Below are 23,716 nucleotides of genomic sequence, written 5' to 3' on the forward strand. Positions count from 1 at the left end.
CGTCGGCCACGGCATGCTCTCCGCCGCACGGCGCCCAGGGCCCCCACGGCGCCCAAGACCTTCACGGCGCCCAGGGCCCCCACGGCGCCCAGGGCCCCCACAACCCCGGCATCCAGAACCACGGCACCCCCGCCCTCGTGCCCGGACAGCAGTCCACCCCCGCCCCGACCCCCAACGGCCGTTGGGACGAGCTGGTCGCCGGTGCGCCCCCGCGGCGCGGACCCGCCACCGCGCTCGCCGCGGAGCGGGCCCGGCAGGCGCGGATGGCCGTCGTCGGTCCGGTGACCGAGCGATGGGCGCCGGAGCAGGCCGGGCCGGTGCACGAGAACTGGCAGTTGGCGGCGCCGATCGGCCCCCAGACCGATCTGTGGGCGCTGGGTGCCCTGCTCTTCCGGGCCGTGCAGGGACACGCGCCCTACCCGGAGGACAACACCGCGGAGCTGGTGCAGCTGGTCTGCGCGGAGCCGCCCGCGTTCGCCGAGGAGTGCGGACCACTGCGGCCCGTCGTGGAGTCGTTGCTGCGTCAGGACCCCACCGAGCGGCTGGACTTCGAGGAGCTGAGCGGCTGGCTGCGCTCGCTGGTGCGGTCCGCGCCGGAGCCCGAGGCGGGCGCGCACGTCGTCGCGGCGCCGCCCGTCGACCCCCGCCGGCTGCCGATCGTACGGCGCAGGGGCGAGCTCGTCCGCAGGCGCCGGGCCGGACTGCCCGCGACCAGCGCACACGCCCGCCACAAGCGTGCGAAGCCGGACCGGCAGGCGAGGCCGGCCAGGTCGACGGAGACGGCCAAGCCGCGCAAGCTGGGCCGGAACCTGGTCCTGCTGGTCCTGCTCCTGCTGGCCGCGGCGGTCGCGTACGCGATGGTCTTCATGCCGAAGAAGACCGACCCGAACAGCGATGCGAACGGCGAACGGACCGGCTCCGCGGGCCAGGTGAGCCCGGCACCCGGGAACACTACGGGCACCGACGGCAGCGCCAGCAGCCGGCCGCGCCCCGACCAGACCTCTCCCGGCACGGACACGAACCCTTCGGGCGGCGCCAGTTCGACGACCTCTCAGTCCAACGACCCGGCGGTCGGCCAGGGTTTCACCCTGCGCAAGGACTCCGAGGGCTTCCAGGTCGCCGTGGCCAACGGCTGGAACCGCACGCCCAGGAACGGGCGCGGCCAGGTGGTCTACTCCCAGGGCGACTTCGAGCTCATCGTCGTTCCCGGACGGGACAGCACCGGCAAGTACGGCAGCGATCCGCTGACGTACCAGCGGGAGACCGAGAGCGAGTTGCAGCCGTTCCGCGACTCGACGTGGGCCACGTCCAGCGGGATGCGGCGGATCGACGTGGGCGGACGGACCATGGCGGAGGGGCAGTTCACCTGGCAGGACTCCGCCGGGCAGTCACTGTACGTCCGCAATCTCGCGATCATCGTCGGCGGGCACTACCACGTGGTGCAGGTCCGCGGCCCGGAGGCCGAACGGGACGAGGTCACGAGACTGTACGAGCAGGCGTCGGCGACGTACCGAGTCACCGGCTGAGCAATTCCCTTAGTCATGAACCGCTGAACGCCGAATGGTTCCCTCCCGTACCCCGAAGGGAGAACCGTCACAGTGCGGTCTCCGTACGACCCCGCCGGTTCCCTGCGCGGGGACCGCTCTTTAGTCTGACCCTGTCAATACCATTGCGGGGAAACGTGAATCAGATGCAGGGCCTGCTCCTCGCGGGCCGCTACCGACTTGTCGAATCCATCGGCAGCGGTGGCATGGGCCGCGTGTGGCGCGCGCACGACGAAGTGCTGCACCGTGCCGTCGCGATCAAGGAGCTGACGGCCGCGCTGTATGTGACGGAGAGTGACCGGGTCGTGCTGTTGGCGCGCACCCACGCCGAGGCGCGGGCCGCCGCCCGGATCAACCACTCAGCCGTCGTCACCGTGCACGACGTCCTGGATCACGACAACCGGCCCTGGATCGTCATGGAACTGGTCGAGGGCAACTCACTGGCCGACGAGGTCAAGGAGCAGGGGCGCGTCCAACCGACCGAGGCGGCGCGGATCGGGCTGTGGGTGCTGCGCGCCCTGCGCGCCGCGCACTCCGCCGGCGTACTGCACCGTGACGTGAAGCCCGGGAACGTACTGCTGTCCTCCGACCGACGGGTACTGCTCACCGACTTCGGGATCGCGCAGGTCGAGGGGGACACGACCATCACGCGTACCGGCGAGATCGTCGGCTCGGTCGACTACCTGGCGCCCGAGCGGGTGCGCGGGCACGACCCCGGTCCGTCCGCCGACCTGTGGGCGCTCGGCGCGACGCTGTACACGGCGGTGGAGGGGCGGTCGCCGTTCCGGCGGACCTCGCCGCTGACCACCATGCAGGCCGTGGTCGACGAGGAGCCCGCGCCGCCGCAGCACGCCGGTCCGCTCGGGCCCGTCATCACCGCGCTGCTGCACAAGGACCCGGCCGTGCGGCCCGGTGCGGAGGAGGCCGAGCAGATGCTCGCCGAGGCCGCGGAGGGGCGCAGGCCGAGTGCGGCGCAGGCGTATGTGCCGACGCAACAGCATGTGGACACGGGCACCATGGGGATGGGCGCGCAGCCGGTGGCGGCCTACGGGACGGTGCCCCATGGGAGGGGATCCCACGGCGCCGCGCCCCACGGACCGGGGGCGCACGACACGGCGTCGCACGGGTCCGTGGCGCACGGATCGGGCGCGCACGGGGCGACGCCGACGCTTCATGCGCCGGCGCCCGGGCCCATGGGCGACGGCACCGGCACCGGAGGCGCGTCCGGGAGACGGCGCCGCGGTCGTACGATCGCCCTCGTCGTCGTACTCGCCGCCCTGATCGGCGGCGGCGGCGCCGTGGCCATGAACTACCTGAACGGCGCACGGAGCGACGACACCCACAACAGTGGCTCGCCCGGCACCGCGAACCCCGGCACCACCAAGCCCGGGAGCACCCCGACCGCGACTTCGAGCACTCGGGAGCCGTCGGGCGCCGGGCCCGGCTCCTGGGTGCAGCGGGACGACGTCGAGGGCTTCACCATCTCCCTGCCCGACAAGTCCTGGCAGCGGCAGGCCAACGGCAACCAGGTCGACTACACGCCCGACGGCGGCAAACACTTCGTCCGCATCGCCATCGACGACTCGCCGGACTTTCCCACCCCGTTCGCACACCAGCAGGACCTGGAAGAGCAGTTGACCAAGCTGGTCGACTACCACCGGGTGCAACTGCAGTCCAACACGTTCCGCGACTGCCCGGGCTCCCTGTGGGATTTCACCTGGACCGCGCTGGCGAAGCAGACGCCGTTCCCCGGCAAGCGGCGGGCGATCGAGCAGACGTACCTCAGCCGTGAGGGTGTCGAGTACGCGATCTACATGTCCTCGCCCGCGGCGGACTGGGACACGGCGCGCCGGCAGTTCGACGTGATTCTCCGCAGCTGGCTCCCCAAGACCTGACGGGCCGGACGGACACGAACTGACCGCAACCGGTCTGACAAGGCCGGATAACAGCCATCGCGCGGTCCGGTGCTCGGAGCGCGTCCGTCCGGTGCGGCATGATGGGGCGTATGGGGACCGAGGGGGAGAACGTCCGTGTGATCGGCGGCCGTTACCGGCTGGAGGCCAGGATCGGCCGGGGCGGCATGGGCGTCGTCTGGCGCGCCACCGACCAGCTGCTCGCCCGGCAGGTCGCGGTGAAGGAGCTCGCCCTCGACGACTCGCTCTCCGACGACGAGGCCCGGACGCAGCGCGACCGCACCCTGCGCGAGGCCCGCGCGGTCGCCCAGCTGCACCACCCGCACATCATCGTCGTGCACGACGTGGTCGAGGAGGACGAACGGCCCTACATCGTCATGGAGCTGATCGACGGCGGCTCGCTCGCCGAGCGGATCTCCGCCGACGGTCCTGTCGACGCGCGCGAGGCCGCCCGGATCGGCCTCGCCCTCCTCGGCGCGCTGCGCCGCGCGCACGACGCGGGTGTCCTGCACCGTGACCTCAAGCCCGCCAACGTCCTTATGGAGGCGGGCACCGACCGTGTCGTGCTCACCGACTTCGGCATCGCCCAGGTCGCGGGCGCCACGACCCTCACCGAGAGCGGGTCGTTCGTCGGCTCGCCCGAGTACACCGCGCCCGAGCGGATGTCCGGCGTCAGGACCGGACCCGAGTCCGATCTGTGGTCGCTCGGCGCGCTGCTCTGCACCGTCCTGAGCGGCGAATCACCCTTTCGCCGCGACTCGTTGGGCGGCATCCTGCACGCCGTCGTCATGGACGAGATCCGCCCGCCCGCGCAGGCCGCGCCCCTGCTGCCTGTCGTACGGGGGCTGCTGGAGCGCGATCCGGAGCGGCGGCTCGACGCGCTGGAGGCGGAGCGGCTGCTCAAGGCGTTCCTGGAGACGGGCCGTACGCCGAGGGCCGCGTCGGCCGGCTACGCGCCCACGCAACGGGACGTACCGAAGCGGAGATCGCCCGCCCAACAGGCCACGCACCCCTCCCCTCCGCCGGTTCCTCCTCCTGCCGCCGTGCCCGGCCGTGCCCCGAAGCGGTCGGCGCGGACCATGCTCGTCGTCGCGGCGCTGGTCGCCGCCGTGGCCGGGGCCGGCGTCTCGGCGGCGCTGCTGGTGAACCACGGCGGAGGCGGCGGGGGCGGTACGTCGACTCCGTCCGTCAGTTCGGCGCCGGGCACGTCCGTGAGCGCGTCGCACTCCCCGAGCGCGCCCGCAGCGCCGGGGTCTTCGGCCTCACCGAGCCCCGCCCCGACGGTCACCGTCACCCGGCAGCAGAAGCCGACCGCCGCCTCCGGCACGGCGCCCTCGGGCTACCGGACGGTCCATGACCCGGACGGGTTCTCGCTCGCCGTGCCGGACGGCTTCACACGCGATCCGGAGGGCGAGCGGATCTTCTACCTGTCGCCGGGCCAGACCTTCCGCCTCGGCATCAAGGCGACCGACCCCGAGGCGGGCGGCCCGCTCGCGGTGATGCGGCGTGCCGACGCCGACGGGTCGTCCACGAACCCCGGCTACCACGACGGCACCGTCACCTCGACCACGCACGACGGACAGCCCGCCGCGCTCTGGGAGTTCACCTGGAACGGCTTCACCACGGCGGAGGGTGCGCGGCACACGTACGACCTCTGCTGGGAGCAAGGCGGCCGGTTGTACGACGTGTGGGTGTCGGCGCCGGTCGGCAAGGTGACGGAGGCGAAGGAGTACTTCGACGTGGCGTTGGACACCTTCGTGGCCTCGTAGACGGCAGATAAAAGGGAGATAAGGGACGGTCCGCGTCACGGGTCTGTGACCGGTGCGCGACGGGCCTGGATGCCGGAGAGCGTGCCGCGATAGGGATGGACCCATGAGGAACAACGGGGGAGTCCCTTACGGGTCCGACGAGCCGACGAGTTTCGTTCTGCAACCGCCGACCCGGGTCGCTCCGGAGCCGACGGTCGAGTCCGCGCCCGATCCCGATCCCGATCCCGTGACCGCGCCCGATCCCGATCCCGTGACCGCGCCCGATCCCGTGACCGCGCCCGATCCCGATCCCGACCCCGGCACCGGGCGGCTCATCGCGGGCCGCTACCGGCTGCTCGGCAAGCTCGGTCACGGTGGGATGGGGACGGTCTGGCGGGCCAAGGACGAGACGGTGGACCGTGAGGTCGCCGTCAAGGAACCCCGCGTCCCGGACCACCTTCCCGAGCGTGAACGCGCCAATGTCTTCGAGCGGATGCGTCGCGAGGCGCGCGCCGCGGCCCGGCTCGATCACCCGGCGGTGGTGAACGTCCACGACGTCGCGGTCGTGGACGGACAGCCCTGGATCGTCATGGAGTTGGTGCGGGGCCGTTCGCTGGGCGCAGCCCTCCAGGAGGGCACGCTCGGGGTGCCTGAGGCGGCGCGTGTCGGTCTGGAGGTGCTCGGCGCACTGGAGGCCGCGCACGCGGCGGGCATCCTGCACCGGGACGTCAAGCCCGACAACGTGCTGCTCGGCCCGCACGGCCGGGTCGTCCTCACCGACTTCGGTATCGCGCAGATCGAGGGCGAGACGAATCTGACGGCCACGGGTGGCTTCGTCGGGTCGCCGGAGTACATCGCGCCGGAGCGGGTGCTGGGCCAGCGTCCGGGCCCGGCCTGCGACCTCTGGTCGCTCGGTGTCGTCCTGTACGCGGCCACGGAGGGCATGTCGCCCTTCCGTCGCAGCAACACGCCCGCGACACTCCAGTCGGTCCTCAACTCCACCCCGGCGGCGCCCGCTTCGGTGCGGGGACCGCTGGCGGAGGCCATCAACGGGCTGCTGGACAAGGAGCCGTCCCGCCGCCCCGGCGCGGACCGGGTCCGACGGATGCTGGAGGAGGCCGCCGCGCCACCCGCTCCGGAGCCGACGCAGGTGGTGCAGATCGCGGGTCCGGGCGGCAAGGGGCTGCGCGTGCGCCGCACGCCCCTGTTCATCGGCCTCGGCGCGGTGGTGGTCGCGGCGGCGGTGGCGGCGTACCTGGTGTTCGCGAACCCGTTCGCGGGGCCGCTGCCCGACGGCTGGAAGAAGCACCACGAGACGGACGTCGCCGCGACACTGGCGGCGCCCGCGGGCTACCAGAGATCGACGCCGGACCGGACGTCGGACAAGGGGCACTGGGTCACGTACACCGACTGGAGCGGCAGCATCTGGATCGGCCTGACCCTGATCAAGAAGTCCGAGGACACGAGCCACCGGATCAAGGACTCCTCGGCCGCCGAGATGTACGCCGACAACGACGACTTCAAGGGCAGCGGCGCGTACGAGCTGAGCATGCCCGAGGCCCCGCGGACGGCCCCGGAGAACGCGAAGTACCGCGGCAGGCAGGCCGCCGAGAACACCGTCGTCTACACGACCACCGACAGCCAGAACCCGCGCCCGCGCGAGGTGAAGATCTTCTACTACAAGTCGTCCAAGGGCGACATGTACAAGTTCACGATCAGCTATCCGGGCAAGGGCGACTTCACGGCACGCGGCCGTGAAGTCGCCAGGACGGCGATCGCGAACCTGGACATCGACCGGCTGTAAGGTCCTGGCGAGGGCTCAGGCGAGCTTGGCGGCCTGGGCCTTGATGAGGTCGGCCGGGATGCCGTACTCCTTGGGCTTCCCCTCGGCGAGGAACACGGCCAGGTTCAGCGAGTAGTACGTGGCCACCGTGCTGCCGTGTGCATGAGGTGAAAGGACTATGTGGTAAAGGTCAAGGAAACGTCAAGTCGGTGAAGCGCCGCCCGAGGTGATGGCGGTCACGCCTTCAGCTTGCCCGCGACTGCCTTGACCAGGTCGGTCTTCGTGACCAGCAGGGCGAAGCGCCCGCCGGAGCCGGAAGCCGACTTCGCGTACCAGGGCAGACCCCGGCGGCGCCACTTGCTCGCTTCCAGGTCCTTCGGGATCTTCGGCAGGGCGAAGGACCAGCCGGAGAGTCGAAGCTCGCCGGTCCAGACACCGGCGGCGAGGTCGGAGACCGGTACGCGGGCGGTGAAGGTGTCGGAGTGGGCGGTGCGTGCGACGGGGAAGGCCGCGGTGGCGCCGCTGTCGTTGCTGAGGGCCAGGGCCAGCGGGCCGTCCGGGTAGGCGCCGAGGGTCCAGCGGCCGGTGATCAGCAGTTCGGTGGGGTTGCTGGCGTTCCAGCGGGACTCCCCGAACTTGAGGTGCGGCAGGACCCGGTTCTTCTTCTCGCCCAGATCGAGCGTGAAGTTGCCGTGCGGCTTGGTGGTGTAGAGGGTGACGGCGCGAATGCCGAGGGTGGTGTCCACGACACGGGTGTCCGCCGTGCCGGAGACGTCCAGGGCCCGCTTGCTGCCGATCCGCACCTCACGGGACAGCCCCTGGGCGCCGACGGCCAGGGAGATGTCCCACAGTCCGTCGCCGAGCGGCGCGCCGGCGGCGGCGGTGTCGATGTCGACGGTCGTCTCGAATCCGGCCTTGTTGTACGTGTACGCGCCCTCGTCCTCGTGCGCGCCGAGCCCCGGAGTGGCGGTGTGCCGGACGGGGAGCCGGTACTCCGTCCCGCTGTCGCGCTCGCGCAGGACGAGGTCGGTGGTGACGTCCTCGGTGGCGACGCGGTGGAGGTACCCGAACCCGGCCAGGCGGAGGGTGGTGCCGTGCAGCTCGGCACGGGTGACCTGGTGACGCAGGCCGAGCTGGTCGGTGACGTCGTAGCAGCTGTCCGGGACGGAGCGGGCGGGGTCGCGGAGGAAGGGGTAGCGGGCGTAGGCCCGGCCGCCGTCGACCAGTACGGGGGTGGCGACCTTGCTCTTGGCCAGCTGCTTCTCGAACCTGGTCAGTTCGAGCACCTCGTCGAGCATCCGGTGCCGTACGAGGTGGAGCCGGAGCCGGGCCATCGCCGAGAGCTGGTCGTTCAGCCCCTCGTGCCACAGCGGTGCGATCGCGTCGGCCAACCGGTCCAGCTGCTTCTGCTGCAGCTCGCGGGGTTCGCGCGCCACATGGCCGAGGAGCTGCTGCACCTCGACGGTCAGATGCCGGTGTGCGAGGTGGTCGCGGCCCGGGCCGGCCGGGACGTTCTCCAGGATCACGTCGACGATGCGCGGCAGGAAGCGCAGCCGGGGCTCGGAGCCCCCGGTCTGCAGGGTGATGTTGCCGTCGTCGTCCCGCTGCACCCAGTACAGGCAGTCGTACGAGGCCAGCACGGAGATCCCCGAGGCGTGCAGATACGCCGGGCCGACGAACATCTGGTCCTCGCCGATCTTGAGATCGGTCGGGAAGCGGAGGTGGTGCCGTTCCAGGAGCTCGCGGCGGAACAGCTTCATCGGGTTCAGGGTCCAGTAGACCCGCGAGGAGAAGACGTCGGTCTTCGGCTGGTCGCGCCGGAACATGGAGGTGGGCGCGCCGCGTCCGCCCACACCGACCATCTTGCCGAGGACGACATCCGTGCCGTTCTCCTCGGCCATCGCCACCATGCGCTCCAGGGCCTCCGGCCCCAGGTAGTCATCGGCGTCGAGGAAGAACACGAACTGTCCCCGCGCGTGGTCGAGTCCGCGGTTGCGCGGGGCGGAGGGGCCACCGGAGTTCTCCTGATGGATCACCCGCATCAGGGCCGGATACGTGTCGGACAGTCGCTCGAGTTCGGCGGCCGTGCCGTCCGTGGAGCCGTCGTTCACGACGATGATCTCCAGTTTGTCCTGCCCGATGCTCTGATCGGCGACGGACGTAATGCACCGTGTCAGGTAGGGCATCGCGTTATAAGCAGCGACAATCACCGAAACAGTGGGCACAGCCATCGTCACGTTCTCCTGGCAAGACGGGGCACGCCCCTCGTTCGCTGGCCACTTGGGAAACCGCGTAAGCAAGATCCATATATGTGGGAGAAGGTGCCGACAGAGATGTGAACATACCGTGAGTCGCCGGTGCGTTCAACATGAATGCTCAGTGAAGTGAGGGCCCCGAGTGTGGTTCAGCTCACTTCTCGAATGGCCGATTCGCTCACGCTTTCTCCCGAAAACGGCGCTCTGGATAATTGGTGCGGGAAAGGGCGGTGCGACAGAAGAGGATTTTCCTGGGAAATTTCCCTTGCGGTAATCGTTGGACATGGGCGGAACATAAGTGCGACATAAAGGGCGCCTCGGATGCCGCGCACGCCGCCGGGGCACCTCGCTGTTCACGAGCGCCCGCGCACGCCTCGACGTCGGCAAGACGGCGCTGAGCTCCCGAACAACGCCCTGATCAGGGCATTCGCTGCCAGTGCCCACTGGCGCGGTGTGTGCAGTCGGTGAAAGCGAGTTACCAACGGGTACCCAAAGCCCCCGCTCCGTCATACGCTGCGCCTCATGACGGACTCGCAGGCCTCGGAAATCACCGGCACGGTCAAGTCGGAAAAGACCGGCACCAACCCCCTCGCCCCCGCTCCCGTGGGCGCCCGCACCGCCGCCGACGTGGTCACGCCCGAGCTGGTCGCGCAGCTCACCAAGGGTGTCGTCGGCTCCGGACGGACCGCCAACCACACCCCGTTCACCGGCGAGAAGCTGGCCGACCTGCCCGAGTCCACCCCCGAGGACGTACAGGAGGCCTTCGAGCGGGCCCGTAAGGCGCAGATCGCCTGGGGTGCCACGCCCGTACGGCAGCGCGCCGCCGTCCTGCTCCGCTTCCACGACCTGGTGCTCGCCCGCCAGGCCGAGGTGCTCGACCTCATCCAGCTGGAGACCGGCAAGGCCCGGCTGCACGCGCACGAGGAGGTGCAGGCCGTCGTCGTGGCCGCCCGCCACTACGGCAGGAAGGCTCCCGCCTACCTCCGCCCCAAGCGGCACGCCGGGGCCATGCCCACTCTCACCAAGGTCACCGAACTGCGTCACCCGCGCGGTGTCGTGGGTCAGATCGCACCCTGGAACTACCCCCTCGAACTCTCCGTCGGCGACGCGCTCCCGGCCTTCGTCGCGGGCAACGCGGTGGTGATGAAGCCGGACACCGAGACCTGCCTCACCGCCCTGTGGGCGCGTGACCTGCTCATCGAGGCCGGGCTGCCCGCCGAGGTCTTCCAGGTCGTCATCGGGGACGGGCCGGTCGTCGGGCCGGAAGTCGTCAAGCACGCCGACTACGTCTCCTTCACCGGGTCCACCCGGACCGGCCGCGAGGTCGCCCAGGGCGCCGCCGCCCGGCTCGTCGGCGTCTCCCTCGAACTCGGCGGCAAGAACGCGATGGTGGTCCTGGCGGACGCCGACATCGACAAGGCCGCCGCGGGCGCCGTCCGCGCCTGCTTCTCCTCCGCCGGTCAGCTCTGCATCTCCATCGAGCGGTTGTACGTCCACGAGTCCATCGCCGACGCGTTCGCGGAGCGCTTCGCCGCCCGGACCAAGGCCATGCGGCTCGGCACCTCCCTCGCCTACGGCGCCGACATGGGCTCGCTGGTGGGGGAGCGGCAGCTGGAGACCGTGACCCGGCATGTGGAGGAGGCGGTCGCGAAGGGCGCGAAGGTCGTCGCCGGTGGCGTCGCCCGCCCCGACATCGGCCCCTACTTCTACGAGCCCACCATCCTCGACGGCGTGGAGGCTCCCATGGCCGTCTGCAACGAGGAGACCTTCGGGCCCGTCGTCTCCCTCTACCGCTTCAAGACGGACGACGAGGTCGTCGAACTCGCCAACTCCACGTCGTACGGCCTCAACTCCTCCGTCTGGACGAAGGACGGGCGGCGCGGACGCGCGGTCGCGGCGCGGCTGCGCACCGGCACGGTGAACGTCAACGAGGGATACGCGCCCGCGTACGGCAGTGTCCAGTCGCCGATGGGCGGCATGAAGGACTCCGGCCTCGGCCGCCGACACGGCTCGGAGGGCATCCTCAAGTACACCGAGGCGCAGACCGTCGCCCAGCAGCGACTGCTGCCGATGGCGCCCTCGCTCGGCATGGACGACGAGAAGTACGCGGAGTTCATGAGCCGCAGCCTGAGGGTGATGAAGGCGCTCAGGCTGCGATAAGGGCCCCGGCAAGGGCTCCGTCAGGCCGCACCACGTTCTCAATGAGGAGAGCAGCACGTGTCACAGGAGAACTCCGTCCACAACCCGGACGACACCGCGTACGACTACGACGTCATCGTCGTCGGCTCCGGCTTCGGTGGCTCGGTCACGGCCCTCAGGCTCACCGAAAAGGGCTACCGCGTAGGCGTGTTGGAAGCGGGCCGTCGCTTCACCCGCGACGCGCTGCCCAAGAACTCCTGGGACATCAAGAACTACCTGTGGGCGCCGGCGCTCGGCATGTACGGCATCCAGCGCATCCATCTGCTGGGCAACGTCATGGTGCTGGCGGGCGCCGGAGTCGGCGGTGGCTCCCTGAACTACGCCAACACCCTCTACGTACCGCCGAAGGCCTTCTTCGACGACCCGCAGTGGAAGGACATCACCGACTGGCAGGCGGAGCTGAAGCCGTACTACGACCAGGCCCGCCGCATGCTCGGCGTACGGCTCAACCCGACGATGACCCCCTCCGACGTCCATCTCAAGGCGGCCGCGCAGCGGATGGGCGTCGGCGACAGCTTCCACATGGCGCCCGTCGGCGTCTTCTTCGGCGACGGGCAGGACGCGGACGGCACGGCGAAGGCCGGGCCCGGCGGTGAGGTGGAGGACCCCTACTTCGGGGGCGCCGGACCCGCCCGCAAGGCGTGCACCGAGTGCGGCGAGTGCATGACCGGCTGCCGGCACGGCGCGAAGAACACCCTCAACGAGAACTACCTTTACCTGGCGGAGAAGGCGGGCGCGGTCGTGCACCCGATGACCACCGTCGTGTCCGTCACCGACGACTCGCAGGGCGGATACGCCGTCGCCACCCTGCCCACGGACGAGAAGCGCAAGGGCGAAGGGCGGACATTCAAGGCGCGCAGGGTCGTCATCGCCGCGGGTACGTACGGCACGCAGACACTGCTGCACCGGATGAAGGCGGGCGGCCAACTGCCGTACCTCTCCCCGAGGCTGGGCGAGCTGACCCGTACCAACTCGGAGGCGCTGGTGGGCGCCCAGACCGACAACCGCCGCTACCGCAAGGCGCACGGCACGCCCAAGGCCGACTTCACCCAGGGTGTCGCCATCACGTCGTCGATCCACCCGGACGAGAACACCCACATCGAGCCCGTCCGCTACGGCAAGGGCTCGAACGCCATGGGCGGCCTGTCCATCCTCCAGGTCCCGTACGCGGAAGGCTCGTCGAGGGTGGCGGGATGGCTGGCGAACGCGGTGAAGCACCCCCTTCTTGTTCTCCGCTCCCTCTCCAACCGCCGCTGGTCCGAGCGGACCATCATCGGGTTGGTGATGCAGTCGCTGGACAACTCCCTGACGACCTACCTGAAGCCGAAGGGCGCGGGGAAGGGCCTGCTGACGGCCAGGCAGGGCCACGGCGCGCCCAACCCCAAGCAGATCAGGGCCGCGTCCGAGGCGGCGTCCGCCGTCGCCGCGGAGATCAACGGCTTCGCGGGCAGCAACGTGGGCGAGCTGATGGGAACGCCGCTGACGGCGCACTTCCTGGGCGGCTGCCCGATCGGCGACTCCCGGGAGACCGGCGTGATCGACCCGTACCACCGGCTGTACGGCCACCCGGGCATCTCCGTCGTCGACGGCGCCGCGGTCTCCGCGAACCTCGGGGTGAACCCGTCCCTCACCATCACCGCCCAGGCCGAACGCGCGATGTCGTACTGGCCCAACAAGGGCGAGACGGACCCGCGTCCGGCGCAGGGAACGGCGTACGAGCGTCTGAAGCCGGTCGAGCCCCGTGACCCGGCGGTGCCCGCGGACGCCTTCGGCGCGCTGCGGCTGCCGTTCCTGGGGATGCCTGCGGTGCCCCCGAAGCCGTAAGCGGTACAGCCGTAAGCGGTACAGCCGTAAGCGGTACGCAAGGGCGGACGGCTCACGTGAACGCGAAGAAGGACCTGTGCCCCCCTCCGAGCCCAGGTCCTTCTTTTCTTACGAGGCGTGCTGCCTACGTGGGTGTGCCGCTCACCGCTTAGGCGGTCGCGTCACCCGACTTGCGACGCCGCACCACGAACACCGCACCCGCACCGGCGACGACAGCGATGCCACCGGCGAGCGCGATCATCGGCAGGGCGGAGCTGGAGCCGGTCTCGGCGAGGCTGCCGTTGACCTCAGGGGTGTTGCCCTTGTCGGCCGGCTTGTCCGAGACCGGAACCTTGCCGCCTTCCTGCGGCTTGGTGCCATCGGTGTCGGTACCCGAGGAGACGATCTGGAACTTGTACGCGACCTCGCCGAAGCCCGTGCACTGGCCGTCCGTGTCGCCGTAGATGCTGGCGCCGAGCGAGAAGCCGGCGCCGACCGGGGCGCTGGACTTCACGTTGATACGGAGCGGGATGTCGACCTCGTAGTCGGGCTTGAGCTCGTCGGTGTAGCCGACGTAACCGACCGCGTAACCCTCGGAGTCGACGTCCTCCCAGGCCTTGGTGTCCTCGTTGTACGCCTGGAGCTGGACCTTCTTGCTCTGGAAGAGGTTGTCGCCGGCCTTGTCCGAGGACGCGCCGGCGAAGAAGCCGAGCTCGTTCAGCGTGGACTTGGAGTTGTTGAGCACGTTCAGGGAGAACTTGTGCCAACCGCTGCCCGCCGCGATCTTGCCGGGCAGGCCGGAGATGGAGACGTCGACCTTGGAGTCCTGGCACTCGGACGGCTCGGGCTCCGGCGTGTCGGACGGCTCCGGCGACGTGGTGCTCGGCGCGGGGGTCGCGGAGGCCGAGGTGGTGGCGGAGGCGCTCGAAGTCGGAGCGGTCTCGGTCGCCGACGCGGACGTGGTCTCGGCGGGCGCGGACGTGGTCTCGGTCGGGGACGCCGACGCGGACTCGCTCGCGGACTCGGACACCGTCGCGGTGGGGGAGGGGCTCTCGTCCGCGAACGCGGCCGGCGCCGAAAGCAGCGCCAGAGGGGCTATTGCTGCCGTTGCGGCCGCCAGGGCCATGGCACGGCGAAGCTTCATGAAGACCTCGGAAAGTCCGGTACCGCGTCGTCACGGTACTCGTATGGGATGAGGCCTCCGCGTGTGGGGCGCGGGTGTGGCCGTTGGTTCAGCAGGTGTGACCCGCGAAACCCGTGAACGGTTGTGTCTTCATTCACAGAATTCTTATGTGGGCTGTGTCACACACGGATCGGCACGGATCTGCCTTGTGTACAGGCTTTCGATCCACTTAGAACTGATCCTCGTGTCTGACAAGCAGCCCGAAGAGGCGGGGGAGTCCGGGGAGTTCGAGCAACCCTCCGTCCCCGACGACGTGTGGGAGCGGTTCGCCCGCGACACCGAACGTGACATCCGCAGTTCGGCGCCGAAGGAGCCGTCCGCCCGGGCGCGCATGGTGACCGAGCGGCTCCGGCAGAAGGACGCCAAGGGCGCCCAGCCGGAGGGGTGGCGAACGGGTCCGGCCATGGGGGTCCCCCCTGGTCGAGCGAAGTCGAGAGCTTGGGGGAGGGAGACGGACGGGCGCGCGTCCCGTCGGCGCCGGCTGTGGGCGATCCTCGGCGTGCCCGTCGCGATCGCCGTGGCGCTGGTGGCGGTCAAGCCGTCGCTGTTGCCCGGCGACCCCTTCGGCACGTCGTCCAACGCGTCGTCCGGTACGCCGTCCGGGGGCGCGTCCGCCGCCGCGCTGCCCGCCGAGACCGCGTCTCCGACCGCCGCTCCCTCCAGCGCCGCGCCCGACACGCCCACCCTCGACAGGCCGTTCGCCGGCTCGCCCGCCGCGCGCTGGGCCGACGGCGCCGCCGCCATCGTCGTACCGAAGGCGACGCCGGTCGGTACGTTCACGAGCGCGCAGGTGGCCGCCGCCCTGAAACTGGCCAAGACCCTGCTCGTCGGCGCGAACCTGGCCCCGGGAACCCTGCGGGGAGAGCGCCCCGAGAGCGCGCTCGCCGTCCTCGACCCGAAGCAGCCCCGCATGCTCGACGACGTGAACAGCTGGCTGCGCGCGCCGGGCAAGAAGCACGATCCGCTGATGCTCTTCAGCCGGTTCGACCCGGCCGAGGTGCGGCCCGCCGGAGATGTGGTCAAGGTCCGTGGCCGGATGACGTTCAAGGCGGGCGCGCACGGGTCCGTCGCCATCCACATGGACTACACCTTCGTCTACCCCCTGATCCAGGCCGGCCAGGCATCGAAGACGTCGGGGGCGACGGAGACGTCGGGGGCGACGGAGACGTCAGGGGCGCCGACCGTGGGTTCCGGCGGGGGCTCGGCCGAGGTGGCCCGCACCATCGTGCGCCGCGTCCTCGACCTCGAACTCCTGGACCCGCGGAAGTACCGGGCCACTCCCGGCAAGCTGTCGGTCATCCGGTACGACCAGGACCTCGGCAACACCGCCTGCGATGTCTACGACGGTTTCCTGCACCCCGAGTTCGACTCGGCCGCCCCCACCGGCGCGCCTCCGACGGGGCCCACGACCGACCCGTACGACCGCAGCCGGGACATCCAGCACTCCGGCACGGAGACGTGCGGCACGTTGTCCCGCACCTGAAGGCACCCGCACCTGAAGGGATCCGATGGGATCTGACGAGACCTGACGGGATCTGACGAGCATGCGAAGGGCCCCGCGGGACGGAGACCGCGGGGCCCTTCTTCGCCAGCACCGACGTCAGGGCAGCGCCGGTGCCTGGGGAGCGGCGCCGGGGGTTGCGCCGCGGGTCTTGGTACGGACAGGGGTACGGATACGGGGGGACGGACACGGGGTACGGGACTTGGGACCGTGGAGCGGAGTGGAGCGGAAGCCAAAGCCTGGGGGGTGTGCTCGGCCCGTTGAACAGATTCCGTCGGACGGCTCCGGGCGTCCCCGGAGCCGACCGTTCTCTTGAGTGACCGGGCTGCTGTCCCCTGCCGTCCGGTCACACCCCTGGGACGAGGTCCCACGACGTACGGCACGATCCGTACGTCTCATCGCCCCAGTGGAGCCACGCGTGGTTCTTTCGGGCCCGCCCCTGGCTGGCACGGACACCAGGACCAACGAAGTCCGCGGCGCCCCGGTCACGCGCCGTACGGGTGAGAGGGCATGCGTACGTGCGTACGTTGTGTACGTTGCGTACGGGGTCAGACGCGGCCGCGGCACAGCTCCAGCAGCGTCATGGCGAGCGAGGTGCCGGGCTTGCCGAGCGCGTCCCTGAAGTGGGCGAGGATCTCCATCTCGCGCGAGAGGTTCACCCGGCGGCCACCGGACTCGATCCGGGCCTCCTGAATCACCTTCGACACGGCCATCCGTTCCTGGACGAGGCCGATGATCCGGTCGTCGAGGGCGTCGATGCGTTCACGGGCGCCGGTGATCACATCTGCCGCCTCGTCGGTACGGGCGCCGGTCTTGTCGAGTACGTCGGCCATGGTGGGCTCCTCTTGGGATGAGGTGCCCCGGATCGGCAGGACCAGGAAACGACAGACGCCCCGGGCCTTGTCGGCCCGGGGCGCCTGGGAAGTCGCTTGTCAGTTGCTCAAGCAGCACGACCATGGCAGCCGGTGGGCCGGTTGCCATAGGTAAACAGGAAGGTCGTCTGCATGAGCATGAAAGCAGTATGCCCACAGGCTCGTGCCAAGTCCAAGCGGCTTCGGATACTGAGATGCGGAACCGGGATGCGGACGGGGCGCCCCAGTCTCTTCGACGGCGGGCCGGGGGCCGTTCACGCAGTTCCCCGCGCCCCTAAAAGCGGGGCTTCGCCCCGCACCTTCAGCCCGTCCGGCGTTTGAGGACGAGCCCTTAGGGCGATGCGGGGGTCCTGGGGGCGGTAGCCCCCGGTGGGGTGCGGGGGGCGGAGCCCCGCGGGGGTCGGGGTCGAAGGGACGGAGCCCCTGGGGTGGGACGGGCAGGGGCGGCGGGGGCGGAGAAACCCGGCGCAGGCACACCCCCGTGGACCCCCGGTAGACTCGGTACCCCACACCCCCTGCTCACCGCCGGAAGGCAAACCGTGCCAGAAGCGTCCCCCGCCGCCCCCGACACCGTCCTGGTCGTCGACTTCGGTGCGCAGTACGCCCAGCTCATCGCCCGCCGCGTCCGCGAGGCCCGGGTCTACAGCGAGATCGTGCCGAGCACCATGCCGGTCCAGGAGATGCTCGCCAAGAACCCGGCGGCGATCATCCTCTCCGGAGGCCCCTCGTCGGTGTACGCCGAGGCCGCCCCCCGTCTCGATCGAGCGATCTTCGAGTCCGGCGTCCCCGTCTTCGGCATGTGCTACGGCTTCCAGCTGATGGCGACGACCCTCGGCGGCACGGTCGACAACACCGGCGCCCGCGAGTACGGCCGTACGCCCCTGCACGTCTCCAAGTCCGGATCGACCCTCTTCGAGGGCACCCCGGACGAGCAGTCGGTGTGGATGTCGCACGGCGACGCGTGCAGCGCCGCCCCCGAGGGCTTCACGGTCACGGCGTCCACGGACGTCGTCCCGGTCGCGGCCTTCGAGAACGACGAGAAGAAGCTGTACGGCGTCCAGTACCACCCGGAGGTCATGCACTCCACGCACGGCCAGCAGGTGCTCGAGCACTTCCTGTACCGCGGCGCGGGCCTCACGCCGAACTGGACGACCGGCAACGTCATCGACGAGCAGGTCGCCCTCATCCGCGAGCAGGTCGGCGACAAGCGCGCCATCTGCGGCCTCTCCGGCGGTGTGGACTCCGCCGTCGCCGCCGCCCTCGTACAGAAGGCCATCGGCTCCCAGCTGACCTGCGTGTACGTCGACCACGGCCTCATGCGCAAGGGCGAGACCGAGCAGGTCGAGAAGGACTTCGTGGCCGCGACCGGCGTACAGCTGAAGGTCGTGGACGCGGAGGAGCGCTTCCTCACCGCGCTGAAGGGCGTCTCGGACCCGGAAGAGAAGCGGAAGATCATCGGGCGGGAGTTCATCCGGGTCTTCGAGCAGGCCCAGGCGGAGATCATCGCCGAGGCCGCGGAGGGCGAGGACGTCGCCTTCCTGGTCCAGGGCACGCTCTACCCGGACGTGGTCGAGTCCGGTGGCGGCACCGGCACGGCCAACATCAAGTCCCACCACAACGTGGGCGGTCTCCCCGAGGACCTCGAGTTCGAGCTCGTCGAGCCGCTGCGCAAGCTGTTCAAGGACGAGGTCCGGATGGTCGGGCAGGAGCTCGGTCTCCCCGACGAGATCGTCCAGCGCCAGCCCTTCCCGGGCCCGGGCCTCGGCATCCGGATCGTCGGCGAGGTGACGAAGGAGCGGCTCGACCTGCTCCGCGAGGCCGACGCCATCGCCCGCGAGGAACTCACGGCGGCCGGTCTGGACCGTGACATCTGGCAGTGCCCGGTGGTCCTGCTCGCGGACGTCCGCAGCGTGGGCGTCCAGGGCGACGGCCGCACGTACGGTCACCCGATCGTGCTGCGCCCCGTCTCCTCCGAGGACGCGATGACCGCCGACTGGTCGCGCCTCCCGTACGAGGTCCTCGCCAAGATCTCGACCCGCATCACCAACGAGGTCGCGGACGTCAACCGAGTCGTCCTCGACGTCACGAGCAAGCCCCCGGGCACGATCGAGTGGGAGTAGTCCCACCCGTCAGGTCCGCCTGAGAGTCCGCACCGGCTCTCCGGGCTTCCAGATCTCGACGACCAGATACGTGTCGTCCTCGACGTAGGTCCGTACGACCTCCGTCAGCTCGGTGCGGAAGAGGTGGAACGGCTCCGGCGGTTCCACCTCTTTCACGTACGCGGCCTTGGCCGCCCCGTCGTCGACCTCGATGGCCCGTCCGCTGATCCGGACGTCCCCGCCTCCCATCGCCGTGCCCGGCCCCGGGTTCGCCTGGAGTGCGAAGCGCGGGTCGCGGCGCAGGTCGAGCGCCTTGAGCGAGTCCGGCATCATGCCGAGCCACAGCTCGCCGCGCAGGAAACGCACCTCCAGGCCGGTGGTCCGGGGCGAACCGTCCTTGCGGAGAGTTGCGAGGACGTGGTGCGTGAAGGCCCCGAAACGCTCTTCGACCGACCGGGCGAGTGAGGATTCGGCGGCGACGAAGGTGCCCCAGCGCGCAGGGTCCGTATGTTCGGCAGGGCTCTCGGTAAGGCCGTTGGCAGCGCTCATACGGTGAGTGTGACGCCAATACCAGACACGTACTGTCGGGTATTGGCGGCCGCTCGGCAAGCGCTCTCGGGCAGCGGCCCCGGCCCTCTCGTAACGGTTGCGCACTCTCTTCACCGAACGGCTCTGTTCTCCTGCACCGACCAGAGGTAACTTCCGCTCCGTATCGGCCACGCCAGTGCTGGAGGACCTATGCAAGGGCCCACGCCGCCCGTGCCCCTGCCCACCGACCAGCTGCAGTTCGCCATGCCGCCGATGTACGACTCGTCGGACGACGAGCGACGCCATCGCAAGGAGCGGTTGGCGGGGGCGCTGCGGATCTTCGGGCGGCTCGGCTTCGAGGACGGGGTCTCCGGTCACATCACCGCGCGCGACCCGGAGTACAGCAACTGCTTCTGGGTGAACCCCTTCGGGATGCCCTTCAAGCACGTCACCGTGAGCGACCTGGTCATGGCCAACCAGGACGGACAGGTGATCGAGGGCCGCTACCACGTGAACCAGGCTGCGTTCACCGTGCACGCCCAGGTCCACGCCGCCCGCCCCGACGTCGTCGCCGTCGCGCACTGCCACTCCGTGAACGGCCGCGCCCTGTCCGCCCTCGGTGACCTGCTCGACCCGATCAGCCAGGAGAGCTGCGCCTTCTACGAGGACCACGCGCTGTACGACTCGTACACCGGTGTCGCCGTGGACACCGAGGAGGGCCGCCGGATCGCCTCCGCGCTCGGCACCCGCAAGGCGCTCGTGCTGCGCAACCACGGGCTGCTGACCGTGGGCGACTCGGTGGACGCGGCGGCCTGGTGGTTCCTGTCGATGGAGCGCTCCAGCCAGGTTCAGCTGACCGCACGGGCCGCGGGCCGCCCCATCATCATCGACCACAAGCAGGCGGTCGCGACCCGGGAGCAGCTCGGCGGCGATCTGGTGGCGTGGATCAACTACCAGCCGCTGTGGCAGGACATCAGCCGCAGCGAACCGGACCTCCTCAGCTGAATACCGGACCTCCTCAGCCGAGTTCCGGAGCGCGACGGCTAGAAACCCCGCAGTACGGCCGCCTTGGTCGCCGCGAACTCCTCGTCCGTGAGGACACCGTCGCGGTGCAGCTCGCCCAGCTCCCGCAGTCGGCGCAGCAGTACGTCGTGATGGTCGGCCTGGGCCGGTACTGACGCTGTTTCCGGTGCCGATCCCGCTCCCGTCGCGGCGGTGAGCTGCGGCGGCCGGTCGATGTGCTCGCCCGCCCGGAGGGACGGGTGCGGCAGCCGGGCGGTCACCGCGGCGGCGACGAGTGCCGTGAGCAGGTCGCGGCGGGCGCTGCCCCACAGGTCGAGGGCGAACGGGTCCTTCTCCGGCGGCAGTTTGGAGAACACGGTCTCGCGCGTCACGAACCGCAGAAACCCGTCCTCGTACCCGGAGTTGGGCAGCCACTCCACCTGCATCAGGTCCCCGACGGCGATGATCCGCGGCCCCGTCGCCCGCTTGACCCGGTCCGAGGTGTCCGCCCAGTCGATCCGCACGTGCGCGCCGTCGAAGGAGACCGTGCCGTCGCTGGACCGGACGGACACGGGCACGGGCGGCCCCGCGAGGAGGAAGGCCCTCGCCGGCTCCTTGGGGATCTGGTCCAGGAGCAGAGCGTGCCGGATCTCCTCGGCGACGTACTCGGCGACCCCGGTACGGTCGATGTCGACGGTCAGCCGGTACGGGTCCGCCGCGTCGGGGAGGCGCCCGCCGGTCGCCTGGAGCAGCGGATCGGCGCCCTCACGGAGCCTGAGGCGCAGTCTGCCGCGCTTGCGTTCGGGTTCGTAGACGATGCCTGAAACCGCCTCCAGGGGGACGGCGATCTCTCCGTACGTCTGCCGGAACAACGGCACGGAGCGGTGGAGTCCCGGCGTGATCCTGACCGTGCTGCCGTCGAAGGCCCAGGTCCCGTCGCGCTGGATGATCTCGGCCATGGGGAAATTCTCGCAGCCGGGTCAACACGGGGTCCCCCGCTTCACCCGCGCTGACCGGACCTGCCCGACGCGAGCACTGTTTCGTGCGGCACAATGCCCTGTCATCGCAAGGCAGTTGGAAGGCTTGCGAGGCAGCTCTCGGCGCGGGGAAGGCGGCAGCGGGCGTGGCGGTGCAGGAGGCGAGACACGGCGCGGAGCGCGGTGGCGGGCTCGGCGCGGGACAGGGGGCGGCGCACACGGGCGGCTGCACCTGCGGGGACTGTCCGCACGGGGCGCGCGAGGGGCACCGGCGCGCCGTCGCCGCGTTCCTCGCCAAGCGCGACGAGCTGGCGTCCGGACAGGGACTGCCCGCCGCTGTCGCGCACTCGGCGTCCGCGTCCCGGCAGTGGGTCTCCGACGAACTCACCCAGTCCGCCGACCTGGTCGCCGAGCGCGGACGCGTCGACGGCGAGGCATGGCTGGGACGCCTGTGGCGACGCACGGCGTACGCGGTGTGGGGAGCCGTCCTGACCCTGCTCATCGTCCAGGCCCTCACGGCGATCGGCGCGGGCTGGACGGCGGCGCGCACGGCGGGCCTGCTGGCCGCTCTGGTGGTGGCCGCAGGGCTGACGGGCGCGGGCTATCTGCACCGGGCACGGGGCGGGGCCCTCGCCCCGGTCGTCGGCGAGGACAACCGCCTCTCCACCTCGCGGGCGATGGCCGCCGGCTGGGTCCTGTTCGTCGTCTACGCCGTCCTCGTCCTCGTGGGCCAACTCGCGGCGGCCTCCGCCCACGGCAAGCGCGACGACCTGATCGCCGGCCTCGAACTCGCGCGCGGTGCCGGTGTGGTGACCGTCGTCGCCGTCGTCTGCGCGATCGCGGTGCTGGTACGCCGGGTCGTGGGCCTGCGGGTCCTCGGGCAACGCCTGCAGAAGGTACGCGCGGACCGGCCGCGCGCCGCCGACCTCCTCACGGACGACTCCGGCCGGGGCAGCTTCGCCGACATCCAGTACGTCGTCATCGGCGCCGTCGCCCTGGTCTTCGCGGTGGTACGGCTCGCCAGGCGCCCGGAACAACTGCCCGACCTCCCCTGGGGCCTGGCGCTCCTGGTCCTCGTCTCGGCGGCCACCTACCTCGCCGGGAAGTACGCCGAAGGCGGCCGCCCGGTCATCCTCTCCGTCGTCCGCTCCCGCGAGGCCGGCGACCTCGACGCGCCGATCCGCACCGGCGACGACATCGAGATCCGGGGCGCCGGTTTCGTCCCGCCCGGCGCCCAGAGCGCGGACCGTCTGTCCCGCATGGTCGTCCGCATCGGTGCGGTGCATGTTCATGTCCCCCTGGTGCCGGTCCCCGGCGGCTTCAGCAACCCCACGGACGCGGTCCTGACCGTGCCGGTTCCGGTCGACGTGGAACCGGGCCGGGTGGAGGTCCAGGTCGTAACGGCAGCCGGAGTGGAAACAAACCGCTGCCAGATCGAGGTGACCGACTGAACCCCGCGGCTGCGGGCGGGGGTCTCACCGGAGTAAGTTCGAATGAGGGCGGGTGGGCTCACCGGAGTCGTTCGACTGCGGGCCGGTGGGGGCCGTTCGCGCAGTTCTGCGCGCCCTTTGGGGGCGCGCCCGCGCCATCGAAAAAAACTGGCCCCGAGCGTTGAGCGGGAACCCGTTCTCGTACGTATGGTCTGTTGAGGGGTCAACGGCACGTGGCGAGAGGCGGCGGAGAGCGATGACTCACGGTATGCGGTCGGACACCCAAACCCCCTATCTCGACGGCGGCGGACGAGACTGGCGGGACACCGCCACCCGCTACGCCCTGTTGCCCCTGCGCGTCTTCCTCGGCGTCACCTTCATCTACGCCGGCATCGACAAACTCACCAACAGCGCCTTCCTCTCCGACTCCGGCTCCGGCTCGATCGGTGACCTGATGCGCAATGTGCGCGGTTCCTCCGCGATCCCGGCCCTCGTCGACCTCGCCCTGAAGAGCCCCGTCGGCTTCGGCTACGCCATCGCCTTCGGCGAACTGGCCGTCGGCATCGGCACTCTCATCGGCCTGCTGGCCCGCCTCGCGGCCCTCGGCGGCGCGCTCATCTCCCTCAGCCTGTGGCTGACGGTGAGCTGGGCCTCCGACCCGTACTACTACGGCAACGACCTCGCCTACCTGATGGCCTGGCTGCCCCTGGTCCTCGCGGGCGCATCGGTCTTCTCCGTCGACGCGGCCTTGCGCGCGAGGCGCAGCCAACGGTCCGGAAACCTCCGCTACTAGTGCCGCGGCAGGCAACGTTTGCCCGTCAAGGAGCGGCGTCCGGTGCGTGCTCTCGGCGTGCCGGCCGGAAGTCCTCGTACTGGACG

At 70.6% G+C, this 23,716-nt stretch carries 15 protein-coding genes and 1 pseudogene; 11 read left to right on the forward strand and 5 right to left on the reverse strand.

Translation table 11 applies throughout. From position 1 onward, the window contains the following. The 4 genes and pseudogenes from ABZ656_RS43235 to ABZ656_RS43250 form a co-directional block, all read left to right on the forward strand. Positions 1-1,526, forward strand: a pseudogene (locus ABZ656_RS43235) (serine/threonine protein kinase); the annotation flags it as partial. A gap of 164 nt (positions 1,527-1,690) precedes the next feature. Next, positions 1,691-3,439: a serine/threonine-protein kinase gene (locus tag ABZ656_RS43240; protein ID WP_360276028.1), complete on the forward strand. Its 1,749-nt coding sequence runs from the start codon at positions 1,691-1,693 to the stop codon at positions 3,437-3,439. A gap of 110 nt (positions 3,440-3,549) precedes the next feature. Continuing rightward, the gene (locus tag ABZ656_RS43245) at positions 3,550-5,226 is read left to right on the forward strand and encodes a protein kinase (RefSeq protein ID WP_360276009.1); all 1,677 of its coding nucleotides are present in this window, start codon (positions 3,550-3,552) and stop codon (positions 5,224-5,226) included. A gap of 103 nt (positions 5,227-5,329) precedes the next feature. Next, positions 5,330-7,009, forward strand: a complete 1,680-nt coding sequence (locus ABZ656_RS43250; RefSeq protein ID WP_360276011.1) for a protein kinase — start codon at positions 5,330-5,332, stop codon at positions 7,007-7,009. A gap of 215 nt (positions 7,010-7,224) precedes the next feature. Here the strand turns inward: ABZ656_RS43250 and ABZ656_RS43255 are convergent, their stop codons facing one another. Next, the gene (locus tag ABZ656_RS43255) at positions 7,225-9,219 is read right to left on the reverse strand and encodes a glycosyltransferase family 2 protein (protein ID WP_360276014.1); all 1,995 of its coding nucleotides are present in this window, start codon (positions 9,217-9,219) and stop codon (positions 7,225-7,227) included. A gap of 546 nt (positions 9,220-9,765) precedes the next feature. On the opposite strand from ABZ656_RS43255, the gene ABZ656_RS43260 reads away from it, so the two are divergent. Continuing rightward, positions 9,766-11,403 (forward strand): succinic semialdehyde dehydrogenase, encoded by a 1,638-nt coding sequence (locus ABZ656_RS43260; RefSeq protein ID WP_101400172.1) that lies wholly within the window; start codon positions 9,766-9,768, stop codon positions 11,401-11,403. Positions 11,404-11,460: 57 nt separating this feature from the next. Next, positions 11,461-13,266 carry a GMC family oxidoreductase gene (locus tag ABZ656_RS43265; RefSeq protein ID WP_101400173.1) on the forward strand — a complete coding sequence of 602 codons (1,806 nt, stop codon included), beginning with the start codon at positions 11,461-11,463 and terminating at the stop codon, positions 13,264-13,266. Positions 13,267-13,414: 148 nt separating this feature from the next. Here ABZ656_RS43265 and ABZ656_RS43270 read toward each other — a convergent pair whose 3' ends face one another. Next, positions 13,415-14,389, reverse strand: coding sequence for an LAETG motif-containing sortase-dependent surface protein (locus tag ABZ656_RS43270; RefSeq protein WP_360276018.1), 975 nt, complete (start codon positions 14,387-14,389; stop codon positions 13,415-13,417). 223 nt (positions 14,390-14,612) lie between these two features. Here ABZ656_RS43270 and ABZ656_RS43275 point away from each other — a divergent pair, with 223 nt between their 5' ends. After that, positions 14,613-15,911 (forward strand): hypothetical protein, encoded by a 1,299-nt coding sequence (locus ABZ656_RS43275; RefSeq protein WP_360276021.1) that lies wholly within the window; start codon positions 14,613-14,615, stop codon positions 15,909-15,911. A gap of 566 nt (positions 15,912-16,477) precedes the next feature. Here the strand turns inward: ABZ656_RS43275 and ABZ656_RS43280 are convergent. After that, complete coding sequence (locus ABZ656_RS43280) at positions 16,478-16,795, reverse strand: chorismate mutase (RefSeq protein WP_225900882.1); 318 nt, start codon at positions 16,793-16,795, stop codon at positions 16,478-16,480. A gap of 545 nt (positions 16,796-17,340) precedes the next feature. Between ABZ656_RS43280 and guaA the strand changes: the two genes are divergently transcribed. After that, on the forward strand, positions 17,341-18,921 hold the full coding sequence (gene guaA, locus ABZ656_RS43285; RefSeq protein WP_099921075.1) for a glutamine-hydrolyzing GMP synthase: 1,581 nt from the start codon (positions 17,341-17,343) through the stop codon (positions 18,919-18,921). Between the two features lie 9 nt (positions 18,922-18,930). Here the strand turns inward: guaA and ABZ656_RS43290 are convergent, their stop codons facing one another. Continuing rightward, positions 18,931-19,449: a pyridoxamine 5'-phosphate oxidase family protein gene (locus ABZ656_RS43290; protein ID WP_101400176.1), complete on the reverse strand. Its 519-nt coding sequence runs from the start codon at positions 19,447-19,449 to the stop codon at positions 18,931-18,933. Positions 19,450-19,638: 189 nt separating this feature from the next. Here ABZ656_RS43290 and ABZ656_RS43295 point away from each other — a divergent pair, with 189 nt between their 5' ends. After that, positions 19,639-20,433: a class II aldolase/adducin family protein gene (locus ABZ656_RS43295; protein ID WP_101400177.1), complete on the forward strand. Its 795-nt coding sequence runs from the start codon at positions 19,639-19,641 to the stop codon at positions 20,431-20,433. 38 nt (positions 20,434-20,471) lie between these two features. Here ABZ656_RS43295 and ABZ656_RS43300 read toward each other — a convergent pair whose 3' ends face one another. Next, the gene (locus ABZ656_RS43300) at positions 20,472-21,389 is read right to left on the reverse strand and encodes a DUF4429 domain-containing protein (protein WP_360276025.1); all 918 of its coding nucleotides are present in this window, start codon (positions 21,387-21,389) and stop codon (positions 20,472-20,474) included. Positions 21,390-21,559: 170 nt separating this feature from the next. Here ABZ656_RS43300 and ABZ656_RS43305 point away from each other — a divergent pair, with 170 nt between their 5' ends. Beyond that, the gene (locus ABZ656_RS43305; protein ID WP_101403685.1) at positions 21,560-22,858 is read left to right on the forward strand and encodes a hypothetical protein; all 1,299 of its coding nucleotides are present in this window, start codon (positions 21,560-21,562) and stop codon (positions 22,856-22,858) included. A 235-nt stretch (positions 22,859-23,093) separates the two neighbouring features. After that, positions 23,094-23,630, forward strand: coding sequence for a DoxX family protein (locus ABZ656_RS43310; RefSeq protein WP_101400179.1), 537 nt, complete (start codon positions 23,094-23,096; stop codon positions 23,628-23,630). Positions 23,631-23,716: the final 86 nt, after the last annotated feature.

It is taken from the genome of Streptomyces sp. NPDC007095 (genome assembly GCF_040634475.1).
Lineage (GTDB): Bacteria > Actinomycetota > Actinomycetes > Streptomycetales > Streptomycetaceae > Streptomyces.